This is a genomic window from Paenibacillus sp. FSL H8-0175 (genome assembly GCF_045040615.1).
Taxonomy (GTDB): domain Bacteria; phylum Bacillota; class Bacilli; order Paenibacillales; family Paenibacillaceae; genus Paenibacillus_AQ; species Paenibacillus_AQ odorifer.
Genome location: NZ_CP150299.1, coordinates 4,004,927 through 4,019,990 on the forward strand (window position 1 = coordinate 4,004,927; position 15,064 = coordinate 4,019,990).

The 15,064-nt window shown below is 42.4% G+C and carries 15 protein-coding genes; 6 read left to right on the plus strand and 9 right to left on the minus strand.

The features are described 5' to 3' along the window. Positions 1 to 135 precede the first annotated feature (135 nt). Positions 136 to 1,839, plus strand: coding sequence for an alpha-amylase family glycosyl hydrolase (locus tag MHH46_RS17840; RefSeq protein WP_076190178.1), 1,704 nt, complete (start codon positions 136 to 138; stop codon positions 1,837 to 1,839). Here the strand turns inward: MHH46_RS17840 and MHH46_RS17845 are convergent. Then, positions 1,826 to 2,179, minus strand: a complete 354-nt coding sequence (locus tag MHH46_RS17845) for a hypothetical protein (protein WP_139331022.1) — start codon at positions 2,177 to 2,179, stop codon at positions 1,826 to 1,828. The genes MHH46_RS17840 and MHH46_RS17845 overlap by 14 nt on opposite strands. A gap of 469 nt (positions 2,180 to 2,648) precedes the next feature. On the opposite strand from MHH46_RS17845, the gene MHH46_RS17850 reads away from it, so the two are divergent. Continuing rightward, complete coding sequence (locus MHH46_RS17850; protein WP_036687997.1) at positions 2,649 to 2,888, plus strand: hypothetical protein; 240 nt, start codon at positions 2,649 to 2,651, stop codon at positions 2,886 to 2,888. A 1,818-nt stretch (positions 2,889 to 4,706) separates the two neighbouring features. On the opposite strand, the gene MHH46_RS17855 is transcribed toward MHH46_RS17850, so the two are convergent. After that, positions 4,707 to 4,844: a hypothetical protein gene (locus tag MHH46_RS17855; RefSeq protein WP_179086332.1), complete on the minus strand. Its 138-nt coding sequence runs from the start codon at positions 4,842 to 4,844 to the stop codon at positions 4,707 to 4,709. A 211-nt stretch (positions 4,845 to 5,055) separates the two neighbouring features. Here MHH46_RS17855 and MHH46_RS17860 point away from each other — a divergent pair, with 211 nt between their 5' ends. Continuing rightward, on the plus strand, positions 5,056 to 5,682 hold the full coding sequence (locus MHH46_RS17860) for an FMN-dependent NADH-azoreductase (protein ID WP_076128352.1): 627 nt from the start codon (positions 5,056 to 5,058) through the stop codon (positions 5,680 to 5,682). A gap of 103 nt (positions 5,683 to 5,785) precedes the next feature. On the opposite strand, the gene rsgA is transcribed toward MHH46_RS17860, so the two are convergent. From rsgA to MHH46_RS17880, 4 genes are all read right to left on the minus strand, one after another. Then, complete coding sequence (gene rsgA, locus MHH46_RS17865) at positions 5,786 to 6,877, minus strand: ribosome small subunit-dependent GTPase A (RefSeq protein ID WP_076194724.1); 1,092 nt, start codon at positions 6,875 to 6,877, stop codon at positions 5,786 to 5,788. A 381-nt stretch (positions 6,878 to 7,258) separates the two neighbouring features. Then, positions 7,259 to 7,930, minus strand: a complete 672-nt coding sequence (locus tag MHH46_RS17870) for an HAD family hydrolase (RefSeq protein ID WP_076194722.1) — start codon at positions 7,928 to 7,930, stop codon at positions 7,259 to 7,261. 160 nt (positions 7,931 to 8,090) lie between these two features. Then, positions 8,091 to 8,546 carry a DUF3939 domain-containing protein gene (locus MHH46_RS17875; protein WP_036688004.1) on the minus strand — a complete coding sequence of 152 codons (456 nt, stop codon included), beginning with the start codon at positions 8,544 to 8,546 and terminating at the stop codon, positions 8,091 to 8,093. Positions 8,547 to 8,666: 120 nt separating this feature from the next. Then, complete coding sequence (locus MHH46_RS17880; protein ID WP_036688006.1) at positions 8,667 to 9,263, minus strand: metalloregulator ArsR/SmtB family transcription factor; 597 nt, start codon at positions 9,261 to 9,263, stop codon at positions 8,667 to 8,669. 179 nt (positions 9,264 to 9,442) lie between these two features. Here MHH46_RS17880 and MHH46_RS17885 point away from each other — a divergent pair, with 179 nt between their 5' ends. Both MHH46_RS17885 and MHH46_RS17890 read left to right on the plus strand, forming a co-directional pair. Beyond that, entirely contained in the window at positions 9,443 to 10,447 is a 1,005-nt protein-coding gene (locus MHH46_RS17885; protein ID WP_036688007.1) for a YpdA family putative bacillithiol disulfide reductase, read from the plus strand. A gap of 1 nt (position 10,448) precedes the next feature. Then, positions 10,449 to 10,892, plus strand: coding sequence for a DUF441 domain-containing protein (locus MHH46_RS17890; protein WP_036688009.1), 444 nt, complete (start codon positions 10,449 to 10,451; stop codon positions 10,890 to 10,892). Positions 10,893 to 10,962: 70 nt separating this feature from the next. On the opposite strand, the gene MHH46_RS17895 is transcribed toward MHH46_RS17890, so the two are convergent. From MHH46_RS17895 to MHH46_RS17905, 3 genes are all read right to left on the minus strand, one after another. After that, positions 10,963 to 11,898: a DUF4179 domain-containing protein gene (locus tag MHH46_RS17895; protein ID WP_076128342.1), complete on the minus strand. Its 936-nt coding sequence runs from the start codon at positions 11,896 to 11,898 to the stop codon at positions 10,963 to 10,965. Beyond that, positions 11,891 to 12,409, minus strand: a complete 519-nt coding sequence (locus MHH46_RS17900) for a sigma-70 family RNA polymerase sigma factor (protein WP_076128340.1) — start codon at positions 12,407 to 12,409, stop codon at positions 11,891 to 11,893. Before MHH46_RS17900 ends, MHH46_RS17895 begins: the two co-directional genes overlap by 8 nt. A gap of 190 nt (positions 12,410 to 12,599) precedes the next feature. Continuing rightward, entirely contained in the window at positions 12,600 to 14,348 is a 1,749-nt protein-coding gene (locus MHH46_RS17905; protein ID WP_076194721.1) for an ABC transporter ATP-binding protein, read from the minus strand. Between the two features lie 122 nt (positions 14,349 to 14,470). Between MHH46_RS17905 and MHH46_RS17910 the strand changes: the two genes are divergently transcribed. Further along, positions 14,471 to 14,986 (plus strand): ADP-heptose synthase, encoded by a 516-nt coding sequence (locus MHH46_RS17910; RefSeq protein ID WP_076194718.1) that lies wholly within the window; start codon positions 14,471 to 14,473, stop codon positions 14,984 to 14,986. Positions 14,987 to 15,064 lie beyond the last annotated feature (78 nt).

A 15,064-nucleotide genomic window follows, 5' to 3' on the forward strand; every position in this document is an offset into this window, starting at 1 on the left:
GGATAAATATCACTGGATTTGCTGTTTTTATATCTGTGCAAACGTTTTACCTGAGGATTTGATTACAGTACCATAAGAATTAAAGCGCTTACCATTTCCTTTATAGGAAAATTGCAGCAGAAGGGGTTATTTTATATGGATAAACGAGCAACATCTATCGCCAAAAAACACACAATAAACGGACTTTTGACTCTTAGCTTAACTGCCGTTCTGCTATCCGGTTGTTCAGGAAATAATAACAATATTCCTTCCTCTGCCTCCCCTTCTCCATCGCCAAAAGCAAATACAGCTCAGAATACTACAACACCTCCCGCTGCAAAAACGATTACCACTGACGAACAGCCCTCAACGGTTTATTATGAGATTTTTGTTCGTTCATTCTATGACTCTGACGGGGATGGCATCGGTGACCTCAAAGGGATTACCAAGAAATTAGATTACTTAAATGACGGAAATCCTGACACCACAGACGATCTGGGGATCGGTGGGATTTGGCTTATGCCTATCAACCCTTCACCAAGCTATCATGGTTACGATGTGACAGATTATCGTGCAATCAATCCAGATTATGGGACGATGGAGGATTTACAAGAGCTCGTTACGGAGGCACATAAACGTGGGATTAAAGTAATTATGGATTTGGTCGTGAATCATACCTCCATAGAACATCCTTGGTTCGTAGATTCCGCTAAAAATAAGGACAGTAAATATCGCGACTGGTACATATGGGCTGAAGATCAAGGACGCCCTGCCAATGGAGCTAGTGCCGCTGGTAGTGGCAGTGCATGGCACTCTTTACTGGGTAGTCATTATCTAGGTGGCTTTTGGGAAGGCATGCCTGATCTAAATTTTGATCAAACGGAAGTTCGTAATGAAATGAAAGATATCGGCAAGTTTTGGCTGGAACAAGGGGTTGATGGATTCCGTTTAGACGCTGCTAAACATATATACGAAGACCTTCTAAGCGACAAAAGCCAAGCCACAACCAATAAAAATGTATCTTGGTGGCAGGATTTCCGCAAAGCGATGAATGAAGTGAATCCTCAAGCTTATATTGTCGGCGAAGTATGGGAGAATTCTGCAGTCACCGTAGGGGCTTATTTGGATCAAGCTTTCGACTCTAGCTTTAACTTTGGGTTAGCCGAGACCCTTATTAATTCCGTGAAAACTGAAAAAGACAGCGGGACTGCCTTTACGCTGGAACGTACGTATAATTTGTACTCCAAAATATCTGATAGCCATTTTACCGATGCAATTTTTTTGACAAACCATGATCAAAACAGAGTCATGAGTCAATTAGACAGCAATCTGGATCATGCAAAAATGGCAGCAGCCCTGCTGTTAACCTTGCCTGGAAATCCTTTTATTTATTATGGTGAAGAAATAGGAATGCTTGGTGTAAAACCAGATGAAGGAATTCGTGAGCCCATGAGATGGATGACAGCGGATCAGGGTGAGGGGCAGACTACTTGGGAGGTCGGCAGCAATAACGCTGATGATGTTAGCATTAATGTCGAAAGCCAGACTAACGACAGCAGCTCACTGCTTAAAAGATACCGCGAACTCATTGCGTTAAGAAACGAAGTCCCTGCGCTCCGTGATGGCGGAATTCGAGACTACACTTCTGGCAATGCAGGGGTAATGGCCTACGAACGTATAACAACAGAGGATCAAGTCCTCGTTGTTCATAACCTAACTGGAGATGAACAAATCATTACGCTTCATCCAAATGTTGAGGGTATCTCTTACACCAAGATCCAAAAGACAACTGCTGACAAAGTGACCTTAAATTCAGATCAGCTTACTCTTCCTCCCTATTCAACGGTTATTGTGGACTAGGAAAAGAGGAGGAATGAAACACCCACTCTGCCACAGAACCACATAATTGTGCTTTCGATATAGGAAGAGCTACAATCCAGTCTTGGGAAGGATCGCTGCTCATTCGCAGCAACCAGCCACTTGAATGATCGCTTATGAAGCTAGCATACTGAAACTTCCAGCCATTTTCACTAGAAATACAGAGTCGCAATTCTCCCTCTGCGTCGAAGCATTTCATCACTTGTGCAAGATGGTTGGAATGGACATCATCTCCTGTCTCTGCAGCTAAACACTCTGAGAGTCTGTGAACCGTAGAGGAATCAGAGCCTTTTTTCAGCTCCTCGAACCTTTTTTTTGACATTAGTAACGCCGGAATCCCGTGAGCAAAGGGCTCCATTGCTCTCTCACATTCGAACAACTCGAGACAAAAGCTCTCTGTTTCCTCTCTGTTCTTCAGCACACACGGAGGAGAGTCCGGTGTATTATTGCAGTAGGCTAGTATTTTATCCTTATGTATTTGTAAACACAGATCTTTAGTTTTCTCCTTCTCTCTATATTTGAATCTACCTATCCTTTCTGCTGTAGACGCAGTATTTAACAATTCATTTAAAACTACTTGGTCGGTTACCCGATCTGGAAATAAAAATTCCGTTAAATCCGTTAAATCCGTTCGTTCTTTCTCATTCACATTATTGTATCCTTCCTGTATTACATATAAATGTATATTAAACTAGCAATCTTTATGTTATCATAAGCTAATTTTAAGGTAAAATTAAGAAACAAGGGGTATGATCATTAACATGAAATACTTGTAGCGAGGTGATTTCAAAATGAGAATGCTCATCACATTTCAGAACAAACTTGTACCTGTGTATTTCACAACAGAAAATAAACAGCCCACTCAAAAAGTACTTAGATTACTTAACAGTACGCTGGAGCTCAAAATTCAAAAGGGCAAAAGTGCCCTCCAGAAATGCCTCAATTCTCTGATTAGTATCGAAATTAAAGGCTCTGAAGCTATATTGCACAGTTACAGTGAAAATGATTCATTGGCGCTATCCCTCTATTAATGGAGGGGTAGTTTTTTTGTCACAACATTGCTGTCCTCAGCTTTCTAATAAGGAACGTCCTAAGTAGCCAAGAGGTGCTGCTTGGACTCGTTGTCTTTTTGAAGCTAAACTTGATCCAAAATGACACTCCGTTTGATTTAGATACTATTTGCGCATACATAGGCATATATAGCTTCAACTCTCAAAGTCAGGGACCTTGGTTCGCTGGTTCTGCTTGGTTCTGCTAGGTTCTGCTTGGTTCTGCTAGGTTCTGCTTGGTGCTACTTTGTACTGATTTTGTGCTATTTCATGGCACGTTTGGATTTCTGCTTGCCGGCCATCCCCATAGTCGGCTGCTATCGGACTCAGATGACCTTAATCGTAACTTTTGGGCTCATTTGGAATTCTAACGGACCCCAGGGTCACTATTGGCTCGAAAAACACTAATTATCGTCCTCAAAAAGCTAAATAGCTGCGCTGGAGTCCGAAACTCTGCTCTAATGTTCATAAATTCGCATATAGCGTCATCTGAGTCCGCGGTAATCTAAATTCGAAACTGAGTTTGCTTTAGTTGCTATTGTCGTTTACATAGTTGCTATTGTCGTGTACATAGTTGCTACTGTCGCGTACATAGTTGTTACTATCGTGTACATAGTTGCTACTGTTGTAGCTTTAGTCGCTGCTTTTGAACTCATAGCCACTGCTTTCGGACTCAGATGACCTTAATCGTAACTTTTGGGCTCATTTGTAATTCTATCGGACCCCAGAGTCACTATTGGCGCGAAAAACACTAATTATCGACCTCAAAAAGCTGAATAGCTGCGCTGGGGTCCGAAACTCTGCTCTAATGCTCATAAATTCGCATATAGCGTCATCTGAGTCCGCAGTAATCTAAATTCGAAACTCAGTTTGCTTTAGTTGCTATTATCGTGTACATAGTTGCTACTGTCGGAGCTTTAGTCGCTGCTTTTGAACTCATAGCCAATACTTTCGAACTCATAGTACAATTCTATCGGACTCAGCTGACCTTAAACATAAATTTTGGGCTCATTTGTAATTCTATCGGACCCCAGAGTCACTATTGGCGCGAAAAACACTAATTATCGACCTCAAAAAGCTGAATAGCTTCACTGGGGTCCGAAACTCTGCTCTAATAACTGAAAATTCGCATATAGCGTCATCTGAGTCCGTTGGCCGCTGAGGATACTTGGAAGGTCACTTAGCGAGTGATTTGTTGTCTGACTTAGCCGTTAACTTGGTGTGTAGCTCAGTGGGTTAATCAGCGGGTGACTTGGTGTTACTTTGTGTGTAGCTCAGTGGGTTACTCGGCGGGTGATTAGTTGTGTTAGTCAGTGAGGTGACTTAGCCGTTAACTTGGTGTGTGACTCAGTGGGTAACTCAGCGGGAGAATTTGTTGTGTGCCTTAGTAAGTCGTTTAGCGGTTGACTTAATGTGTGACTCAGTTAGTGACCTACACGTTACTAGTTATGTGACTCAGTTAGTAACTTAGCCGTTAACTCGGCGTGTGACTGACTCAGTGTGTAACTTAGCAGTTGACTTGGTATGTTACTCAACAAATGACTTTGCATTGGTTAGCAGATTAGATGTAGTGGGTGGCCTGACCCTACTATGTCACCTGCCAAAAGTGACGTTTGTCGTAGGTTGGCTTTCATTTGCTGCCCCTTTATGCTGAAGCAATCTGCCAGGACTAAAAAACGCAGAGCAGTGATCCCCCCTTAACGGGAGGATCACTGCTCTGCTATATTTACGGACTTTTTTAACCCAAGGACTCTGTCTCATTCAGCGAAAAATCTACTATTAGGAAGAGCTAAGCAATTATCAGCTGATCTTGTAATTCTTCTGCTCTGCTTTTTCAGCTTTCTGGATTCGAAGTCTAAATAGCTTCACTAAATTCTGACGCGTATGCTCTTCGTGACAGTTGTCCAATTTTTTAATGATAAACCGATCGATGGACATGTCAATCGCTCCTTTTAGATCATTCTGGAACTTATAGAGGCAGGAAATTATTTCCTGTTCTTTGTATCACCTATTAACCTTTTTTTCATTTTTTCAAACTCCTTAAGCGCAAACAAATTTCAAGAACAAAAAAATAATTTACAAACAAAAGATTACATGCTATATTAAATATAGTTAATATTAAATACACACATGCAAGGGAGAAATCATAATGTCTAAAGTTCTATTTATTAAAGCAAACAACCGTCCAGCAGAACAATCCGTAAGTGTTAAGCTTTACAATGAATTCTTGGAGAGCTACAAACTCAACCACCCAGAAGATGAAATCACTGAGCTTGATCTGTTCGCAGAGCAACTTCCATACTACGACAATACCCTGATCACTGGTATGTATAAAGCCGCTCAAGGATACGAAGCAACACCTGAGGAAGCAGCTGGTGCCGCTATCGTTAATAAATATCTTAATCAGTTCATCGCTGCAGATAAGGTAGTATTCGGTTTCCCACTGTGGAACATGACTGTACCTGCTGTATTGCACACTTATGTAGATTACCTTTGCCAAGCTGGTAAAACATTCTCTTACACTGCTGAAGGTCCAGTTGGTCTTTTGACAGGTAAAAAAGCAATCGTTCTGAATGCAAGAGGCGGTATCTACTCTGAAGGTCCTGCTGCAAGTGCTGAAATGGCAGTAAACTTCATCGTTGGTAACCTTAACCTGTGGGGAATTAAAGATATTACACAAGTAATCATCGAAGGCCACAACCAACTTCCAGCACAATCCGCTGAAATCATTGAAAACGGATTGCAACTGGCTAAGGAAACTGCTGCATCCTTCTAAACCATAACCGTTTAGATTCAATTCAATAATGAGGGGCGCCCCTTAGCTGTCAAAAGCTAAGGGGCGCCCTTTTTCAATGTCTATGCCGTTATATCAATTCTTTTTAATATTCATCCAGCTCTTTACGCCATCCGTATCCTCTGGTTCTGGATGAACTCACTTTAGTGGAAGCTGCGCTTTTTCTCTTAAGCTTGGCTTCTTTATTATTTTGGTACAATACTTCTCGTTGTGTTTTTCGGTAGTTGAATAGTCTCTTCTCTTCCAGTTCACCTGTTTGGACTGCTTCCAGTACAGCACAGCCCTCTTCGCGTTCATGTCTACAGTTACTAAACCGGCACTTAGAAGCTAGACCGCTGATATCACTAAACGCTAGATCAAGACCACCTTCATCTTCCCAGAGCTGCAGCTCCCGCATCCCCGGTGTATCTACGATAATCCCCCCATCCGGCAAAACAAACAGTTCACGGTGGGTAGTAGTATGACGTCCGCGGCTATCCCCTTCTCTAACATCCTGCGTAATCTGAAGGTTCTTCCCGCATAGCCAGTTGATCATTGTCGACTTCCCACAACCGGAAGAGCCCGTAAGAGCTACTGTTTGACCCTCACCAATGTAAGGCAGCAGCTTCTCGCGTCCTTCATCTTGTATTGCACTAACAGCATGTACTGATACTCCGGGAGCCGCGCTCTCCATTTCAGCGATTTTACTGTCTGCATCAGGACAAAGATCCGCTTTAGTGAGTAGAATAACTGGATTTGCCCCACTATTCCAAGCCATGATCAGATATCTCTCCATCCGGCGAACATTAAAGTCATCATTCAACGCGCTGACCAGAAATAATGTGTCTACATTGGAGGCAACAATTTGCTCATCTTGTGTATTTCCTGCGACCTTGCGTGAGATCACACTCTGCCGAGGCAATACGCCATGTATGATTCCATGCTCGCCGCCATCTTGCATCGCCAATGCTACCCAGTCTCCAATGGCAGGAAAATCACCCGAGGCTACAAATGTGTGTCTCAGCTTCCCGGCAAGCTCTCCCCACGTCTCTCCTACATCAGTTAACACCTTGTACTTACTGCCAAAGTCACCAACGATTCTCCCGGGAATAAATTGTTTATCCTCTGCATGACTCCACTTTTCATTCCATTTTGTACTCCAGTTTTCATTCCAACCATATTGCTTTATGCTATTCATTCATTTCCTCCTAAAAGATATGTTTATGTTTTTTCTTGCCCCTTGGCGTTTTCCGAGAACACAAAAAGCCGCCGGAAATAAAGACTCCGGCGGCGGTATATAGACATGTGGATTTATTACACCAAATCCAATCTTTCTACACACGCAAAAAAGCCACCGGACCCTATACGGTTCCCGGTGGCTCTAATAAGCGTAATTGAGCTTACCTGCTAAACTGCACGAATCAATTATTCGGCAGCAGCTGTTCCCGGAAGACACGTATCCACAACAGTTGAGTTCATTACATTTAAAACTGTCATAAAACATCGTCTCCTTCCGAAATTTAAGATGCTGTTATCATAATTGGTGCAGCAGTAAAATGTCAACCCCAAATTTTCCAGATTACAAAATAGCCTTTAATTCTTTCAGCTCACGGATCATTTTCCAAGGTTGGATGTCCAACTGATCGTCCCAAGGATGTTTCCTTTGCAGCCATATCCCTTCAAGGCCAGCCTTACCTGCACCCCAGATATCATTTATCGGATGATCCCCTATAAACAAGGTTTGATCCGCAGAGGCACCCAACCTGTCTAAAGCTAATTGATAAATCGCAGGATCAGGCTTCGCAATGCCAACTTCTCCAGATATAACAATAGCCTTGAAGTACTCTCGCAGGCCGAGAATATCAATTTTGGTGTTCTGGATTTCTTTTTTACCGTTGGTGACCAGCCCCAAAGTATATCCACGCTCCACGCAATACTCCAGAACCTCCAAAGCATGCTCCATGGCTGCACCATGATTGATGTAGCTCGCATCATAATACGCTCGGATATGTTCAGCCGTCACAGGCTTTTCCCAAGGCAGGATCTCACTAAGTTCTAAGAAAAATCCGTCTTTATCACGGTAGCCATCAGCGTCTCTGTGGATCATATCCTCGATCACGGCCTGCGCTTCCGCAGGTTCAAGATGCCCAAGAAAATCCTGCACGAACTGAGTGCTAAAGCTGCGAAATGTATAGTCGCGATCCATTAAAGTATTGTCCAGATCAAATAAAATAGCTTGTACTTCCTTCATCAAGCAATTCCCCTTACATGCTGTTAATTTTCAAACCTAACCTACAGAATGTAATTGTACTATGCCTTTAGAGACAAAGAAAAGACTATTCAACAAAAAGGATTTGTGGCTTCCCTTTTACTGAACAGTCTTTGTGAAGATTCATATCTGCGTCATTCCTTTACTCGAAATGCTCTGCCCGATGGGTCAGCATCATTTCTTCATCCGTAATATACAACGGAAAAGGAGGTGTTTCTTTTAGATAACTTTCTGTAGATAACAACCGATAATGAACCTCTGGCAACCAGGTGTCTTCAAGCAGTGGTAGCTTGCCTGTATCACTAATATAACTGTCTACAGCAGCCTGAACTAAATCAAGATAATACGGTACTAACTTGTCTTCTTCCTCGAAAATTTCATAGGTCTCTCGAGACATATAGAAATTCCGTTCGGGTATTCCACCCAAATAACGTTTCAGACGACTCATATCGATTCTTTTGTCCTCTAAGATTAATGCTGTTCTATTAATAGGTCCAGGCATATCTTCTTCGAACTTTCGAATCGCCTGTTTCACTTGAGGTAATGTGACGGTTACATGATCTGATTTGGGTTGCTTTTTTGTGCGTTTAAATAACATAACGAAAGTCTCCTTTCTAAATATGTCTCAGATAACGCTTACAATTCCATTTTATTCGAAATTCGAATAATTAATCAGTACATTTCAAATCGACACAGAATGTTAATATTTAAAAGATCATTATTTGACATATTCCCACCGAGTCCATACTTCTCGAGGATTTAGTTCATACTTGTCCTTCTCACGATACATAAACTGATGCATGATGAATTCACGACGAATAGTGGCAAAATCTTCATGAAACTGCTTAATAAACTCATTGATTTCCTTTTCCGTATAAACAACACCTGGCTCCAGCTTCTCAACCATGTATTGAAGCGCTATCAATTTCTTCTTGTATTGTGCGGGAATTTGCCGCAGCCGGCCATCTTTAGAGAAAAAATTACGAATTACAGTATCCTGAAGACTATTCTCAGGCAATTGCTCTTCCATATTCTCAGCTCCTTTCGAAAAAATAAATTGCAGTGAAGCTTCAGCCCCATTATTGATAAACTCCGGATTCAACTTAAAGTAAACTGTATTTTTGTCGCGTCTTTCCTTTATTAGGGCCGCTTCACGTAATTTAGCCGCATGATGAGTGACTGTAGGCTGCGATAAATTCAACTTCTCAGCCAGCGCTTGCCCGTGCATTTCTCCTTGGGACAGAAGCAACAATAAGCGAAGACGCGTTGGATCAGCTAAAGCTTTATGATAACTCACGATTTTCTCCAACTGCACTGGGTTCACGCTCCTAGAATTTCACAATACATTGATACATTAGATATATATCTAATTATATAATAATCAACATTGTTCTTGCAATGGTTATTATACTCAATCTGCTCTTATGGAAAAATTCATGAATTTAGGGTAGGATTTAAAGAAAAGATAGTAACAATCAGGAGGTAACCCGCTTTATGAAAGATGTCATTATTATCGGTGCAGGTCCTTGCGGCCTCTCGGCAGCTATTGAATGCCAACGCCAAGGTCTGTCCAGCCTTATCATTGAAAAAAGCTTTATTGTGCACTCCATTTATTTGTATCCAACAAATATGCAATTTTTCAGTACGGCTCAGTTATTAGAAATCGGGGATGTTCCTTTCACTTCGACCAACGACAAGCCTTACCGTCATGAAGCGCTTGTCTATTATCGCCGAGCCGCCGAGCAATATGGTCTAGAGATCGCCGCTTATGAAGAAGCATTATCCATTGAACCGCTTGAAGATGGAACCTTTGCCGTACATACGTCAAATATGCGTGGTGAGCATCAGAAACGTATCACTGCAAATGTAGTTATAGCAACAGGTTATTTTGATCAGCCGAATATGATTGGCATTCCAGGTGAAGAACTACCTAAAGTTACTCATTATTTCGGTGAAGCCCATCCTTACACGGGAATGAAGGTAACTGTAATTGGCGGCAGTAATTCCGCAGTAGATGCAGCACTGGAGCTTATGCGTGTAGGAGCTACGGTAGATATGGTATATCGTGGTGAAAGCATCTCAGAGAATATTAAACCTTGGGTTCGGCCAATCTTTGAAGGCATGGTGCAAAAAGGGAAAATCACTCTGCACTTAGGCTCGCGTGTCACTGAAATTACTGCAAGCTCAGTAATTGTTACGGATCATAAGGGGGACAAGAAAGCATTGGATAATGATTTCGTTCTTGCCTTGACTGGCTTCCGTCCGAGCCGTACCCTCCTCACTTCAGCGGGTGTGATCATGGATGACGACATGGATAAGCCTGCTTTTAACACCTCTACCATGGAAAGTAATGTTCCAGGGTTGTATGTTGCTGGAGTAATCGCCTCCGGCCGCAATGCTAACGAAGTGTTTATTGAGACCGGAAGAGGGCATGGTAAGCTTATTGCAGATCACATTGTGTCAAAAGAAAGTTCTAATCCTAAGGAGTTGAAACATTAAGATGGACATGACCTCTTTGCTTTTGCTTGGACTTGCAGCGCTTGGAATTATCAGCAGCAATTCCCCTGTAACAATAGCAATGGTCGTCCTATTACTGCTAAGAGTACTTGGCTTACAGCAAACTTTTCCTTGGCTAGAAAAATACGGTTTAACCATCGGGATTATCATCCTGACCATCGGGGTCATGACCCCATTAGCCAGCGGCAAAATATCGCTGCAGACAGTCGGTCAATCCTTCTTGCACTGGAAGTCCTTACTTGCTATCGCTATTGGCATTCTCGTCGCTTTTCTTGGAGGCCGCGGTGCTACGCTCATGACCAACCAACCCACAGTTGTTGCAGGTCTGCTGATTGGCACGGTGATTGGGGTTGCGTTATTTAAAGGCGTTCCGGTCGGACCGCTGATCGCAGCCGGCATTTTATCACTTATGATCGGCAAAATGTAATAGAACAGCACAAAAAAGACCGCTTTTGGCGGTCTTTTTTATTGTGCCTTTTATAGAAGCCACTACATCACTATTCCTCCACCTGAGAAATGGACTGCGGAATTTGCTGCACCGCTCTTTTTTCAACGACTAATAAATCTTCAACGCCATACTCTGTCTTAATTTTCTGCAACTGCTTCAAAGCCTCTTCTTCTGTATTAAAATATCCTGCTTCCACGAGATATAAGCCCTTCTCATCCTTTAACATCCGCACATCCTCTAACCCATATAACATTTCTTCAGCCATACCCAGCGCCTCACCAGAAGGCTGTGAGACCGTTCTTAACGAATATACAGAGCCCCCTTTTACTTCGTCTCCTTTCTCTTTTAACGTAATCACTACCTGTGCTGGCTCTTTATATTCCTTTACCTCATAAGCAACCGAGTCCGTAAGCGTAACATTGAACCGAATAGCCGAATCATCTAGCGTAATTAGTGGATAAGCATCCTGGACATATCGGCTTTGTTTTAATGTCTCCAGATCTTTGACTGCTGAGAATTTTCTCGCCCCACTTACTGTAATCGTCATTGTTGCCGGATTTTCCGTAAACTTTACGTTATATGAGCTTGCTAACTGTTGTGTTTCATCTGGATTTGCAAAATTCAAAATCAATTGATCGCTATTCTTCAATTGTTTCACCGAAATAAAGTTCACATCTACTCCATCCTGAATGGTTCCACCACCTGCACTTCCTTCCGTAAATTGCAGAACACTGACCAGCTTACCTAGAACCGGTATTTGATCCATACTACTCGCAAAAGCAGGAACCGTATTTACACCCACCGTAAAAGAAATCAATACAGCCGCAGCTACTGATCCTGTCCATTTCAAGGCACGTTTTGAAGAACTATTTTTCTGTTTATAGATTTTCCCTCTTTCAATTCCTTTACGAGAAGCGAATGATAGTTCTTTAGGAATTTCAATCTCATTATAGGCTTGCTGTAGACGTTCTAGTTGCTTATCCAAAGTACTCACTCTCCTCCATACTTATTTTTAATTTTTCCAAACCTCTATAAATAACGGTTTTGACACTGCTCAGGGGCATATCGAGAACTTCTGCAATTTCCTTTATGGGCAAGTCCTCCAAATATCTCATCACAATCACCATTCTTGATTTTTCATCAAGGCCGCTGAGCGCTTCATGCAAGTCCATAACTTCTTCCCTAGATTTCGGAGCATAGCTGCCTCCCAGCTCTTGATCTATATACACGATTTTTTTAGATTTACGGATAAAGTCCAGCGCACAGTTGACAGCGATCTTGGTGAGCCAAGTTTTAAAATATTGCGGTTGCTTCAATTTATGAATGGAGATATAGGCTTTGAAGACGGTCTCCTGCACAATCTCCAGCGCATCCTCTTGATTCCGCACATAGGAGTAGGCCATTCGGTATAAACGCTCCTGCATGCCGTCAATAAGCGCAGTAAAGCTGTCTTCATCACCTGCTATCGCCTTTTCCTCAAGCGTGGTTTTATTCACGTTCCTCACTTCCTTTCATGATGTTTATAAGCTTTAGACGCACATGATCTCCGAAAAGACTCAGATTCCGTTTAGAATTTTTGCCATAGTATAAGTTACTGTGTGCCGCCACCCTGATTGGAATTCAAAAAAAGTGGCCTTCTCTTTCGAGAGGACCACTAACGTGTTCAAGTATTTTTCCAAAAAAATATTAAGCGTCTAAATGCTGTACGTTAAATAATCGCGCATAACTACCCTCTATCGCCATCAGCTGTTCATGCGTACCCCGTTCAGTAATTTCACCATTCTCAAGTACGACAATCTGATCCGCATGTGTAATCGTTGACAGTCTATGCGCTACAATTAGTGTAGTACGTTCCGAAGAAAGAGACTGCAGCGCTTGTTGAATTAAATGCTCCGATTCCAGATCCAGCGCCGAAGTAGCTTCGTCTAATATAAGAACCTTCGGATCCTTGAGAAATACCCTTGCGATAGCAACCCGCTGCTTCTGTCCTCCGGATAGCTTAACACCACGTTCTCCCACTTCTGTCTCATAACCCATTGGCAGCTGCTCAATAAAATCATGCGCATTGGCAGCTTTTGCTGCTGAAATGACCTCTTCTTCCGTGGCATTAGGATTACCGAACAAAATATTCTCACGCACAGATCCGCTGAATAAGAAATTATCTTGCAGGACCATGCCGACAGACCTACGCAAGCTTTCCTGTGTTAATTCCTGTATATCATAACCATCCATTTGGAGGCTGCCTTTACTGATGTCATAGAATCTCGGGATCAAGCTTATAAGGGAGGACTTTCCTCCACCGCTCATTCCGACGAACGCAATGGTCTGTCCGGGCTGAATACTCAGATTAATATCTTTTAAGACCCAATCATTCTCTTCGTTATATTTAAACCATACATTCTCAAAAGCAATCTCACCACGTGAATCCTTTAGCACTTTTGCTCCCGGCTTGTCTACAATATCATAAGGCTCATTCAGCAGCTCAAGCACCCGTTCAAGAGAAGCAGAGGCTTGCGTAAGCACCGTCGAGGAATTAATCAATCTCCGTAGCGGGGAATACATCCGGTCCAGATAGCCAAAGAAAGCTACAAAGGTACCTACTGTCAAATTGCCATGAATGACCTGATAACCACCATATCCGATGACCAAAAGAGGTGCTATATCCGTTAATGTATTAATAATTGCGAAGGTCATAGCATTCCAGCGGGTTTGCGCCATCGCTTTTTTAAGAAAGTTACCGTTGATGTCCTCAAACTGCTTCTGATCCACTTTTTCCATCGTAAAGCTGCGGATGATTGATATCCCTTGAATCCGTTCATGGAGATAACCTTGAATGCCAGCCAGAGCTTGGGAACGATCTTTCGTTAACAGCTTAAGCCGCTTATACAATTTGTTAACTGCAATTGCGTAAAAAGGTAATACCGAGATAGACACGAGCGCCAGCACCGGATTTAAATAAAACATAAATCCCAAAGCAAAAACTAGTGTAAACGTGTCGAGCCATACATTCATCATGCCGACTTCGACCAAATTTTTGGTCTGCTCAACATCGTTAATAAATCTGGAGATGGCTTCTCCCACCTTGGTATTCTGATAATACCGCAGTGACAGCCGCTGTAAATGACTGTAAAGCTTATTTCGCATATCGAACAACACTTTACTTGTGATAAGCTGAGCAAAGTATTGGCGATAATACTCTACGGGCCCTCTTACGATAACAAATAAAATTAAGGCACCACCCAAAATAAGCATCAAATGTGATACCCGTTCCTCAATCCCCATGCTCGGGTTCATTAGGAGGTCATCGACCACGTATTTCAGAATCATTGGCAGTGTTAGCGGAATACTGAATTTGATCATGCCGATAAACAGCGTAAACACAATCAATTTCATATAAGGTCGTACAAAAGTAAAATATGATTTCCATTGCTTCACAGGAATATTCTGTCCCTTCTCTTTAGTGAGTTGCTAAGTACAGTTGACTTTTGCTCTCTACAGTGTTTTTATAATTTTAGATCATAAGTACAATTGCAGTACCGAACTTCAGGAGGATAACGATGTCTAGACAATTTGTGACGGAAGCCGTCATGATGGCGATTTACGGCCAGCTTCTCGTATCGAGCAGCCCTGTAGAATATATAGTGCCTTATACTACCGTGATGGAACTATACGAACTGCGAGACAGCGATGATCCGTTGATGAACCGTCCGGACGACGACAAGCATGTTAAGTTGAAGATAAGTGAGCTCATTGCTTATTTTGAAGAACCGCTCAACGCGAAGAAGATCAACCGCTGTTTAGCTGTGCCTTGGGCGAAAAGCTCAGGTATTCTCCTTGGCGGGCAATCCAAAATCACCATCATTAACAGTATGGATACCGCTGCCTACGGTGAGATCTTCGATCCCATCGAAACAGAGCTTCTGCTGTCCTCACAACGTGAGAAAGTACCTATCCTAACGGATCAATTTGAATTGATTCAACGGATCATCGAGGGTGGAGTTCCAGTTCAGGTGTACGATATTGACGACTTCGACTTCGCTCTGGAGGAAGAAACCTCTCGCAATTTGCACTGATAACACCTATGTATCTCCAACTGGAATACCCTCATTTTAAAGACAGCATTTGAAAAGCCCCTGCCTTTTGGCAAGGGC

Bases quoted from the DNA above. Each gene is read 5' to 3' on its own strand.
- MHH46_RS17840 (WP_076190178.1), top strand. From the start codon at position 136: ATGGATAAACGAGCAACATCTATCGCCAAAAAACACACAATAAACGGA.
- MHH46_RS17845 (WP_139331022.1), bottom strand. From the start codon at position 2,179: ATGTCAAAAAAAAGGTTCGAGGAGCTGAAAAAAGGCTCTGATTCCTCT.
- MHH46_RS17850 (WP_036687997.1), top strand. From the start codon at position 2,649: ATGAGAATGCTCATCACATTTCAGAACAAACTTGTACCTGTGTATTTC.
- MHH46_RS17855 (WP_179086332.1), bottom strand. From the start codon at position 4,844: ATGTCCATCGATCGGTTTATCATTAAAAAATTGGACAACTGTCACGAA.
- MHH46_RS17860 (WP_076128352.1), top strand. From the start codon at position 5,056: ATGTCTAAAGTTCTATTTATTAAAGCAAACAACCGTCCAGCAGAACAA.
- rsgA (WP_076194724.1), bottom strand. From the start codon at position 6,877: ATGAATAGCATAAAGCAATATGGTTGGAATGAAAACTGGAGTACAAAA.
- MHH46_RS17870 (WP_076194722.1), bottom strand. From the start codon at position 7,930: ATGAAGGAAGTACAAGCTATTTTATTTGATCTGGACAATACTTTAATG.
- MHH46_RS17875 (WP_036688004.1), bottom strand. From the start codon at position 8,546: ATGTTATTTAAACGCACAAAAAAGCAACCCAAATCAGATCATGTAACC.
- MHH46_RS17885 (WP_036688007.1), top strand. From the start codon at position 9,443: ATGAAAGATGTCATTATTATCGGTGCAGGTCCTTGCGGCCTCTCGGCA.
- MHH46_RS17890 (WP_036688009.1), top strand. From the start codon at position 10,449: ATGGACATGACCTCTTTGCTTTTGCTTGGACTTGCAGCGCTTGGAATT.
- MHH46_RS17910 (WP_076194718.1), top strand. From the start codon at position 14,471: ATGTCTAGACAATTTGTGACGGAAGCCGTCATGATGGCGATTTACGGC.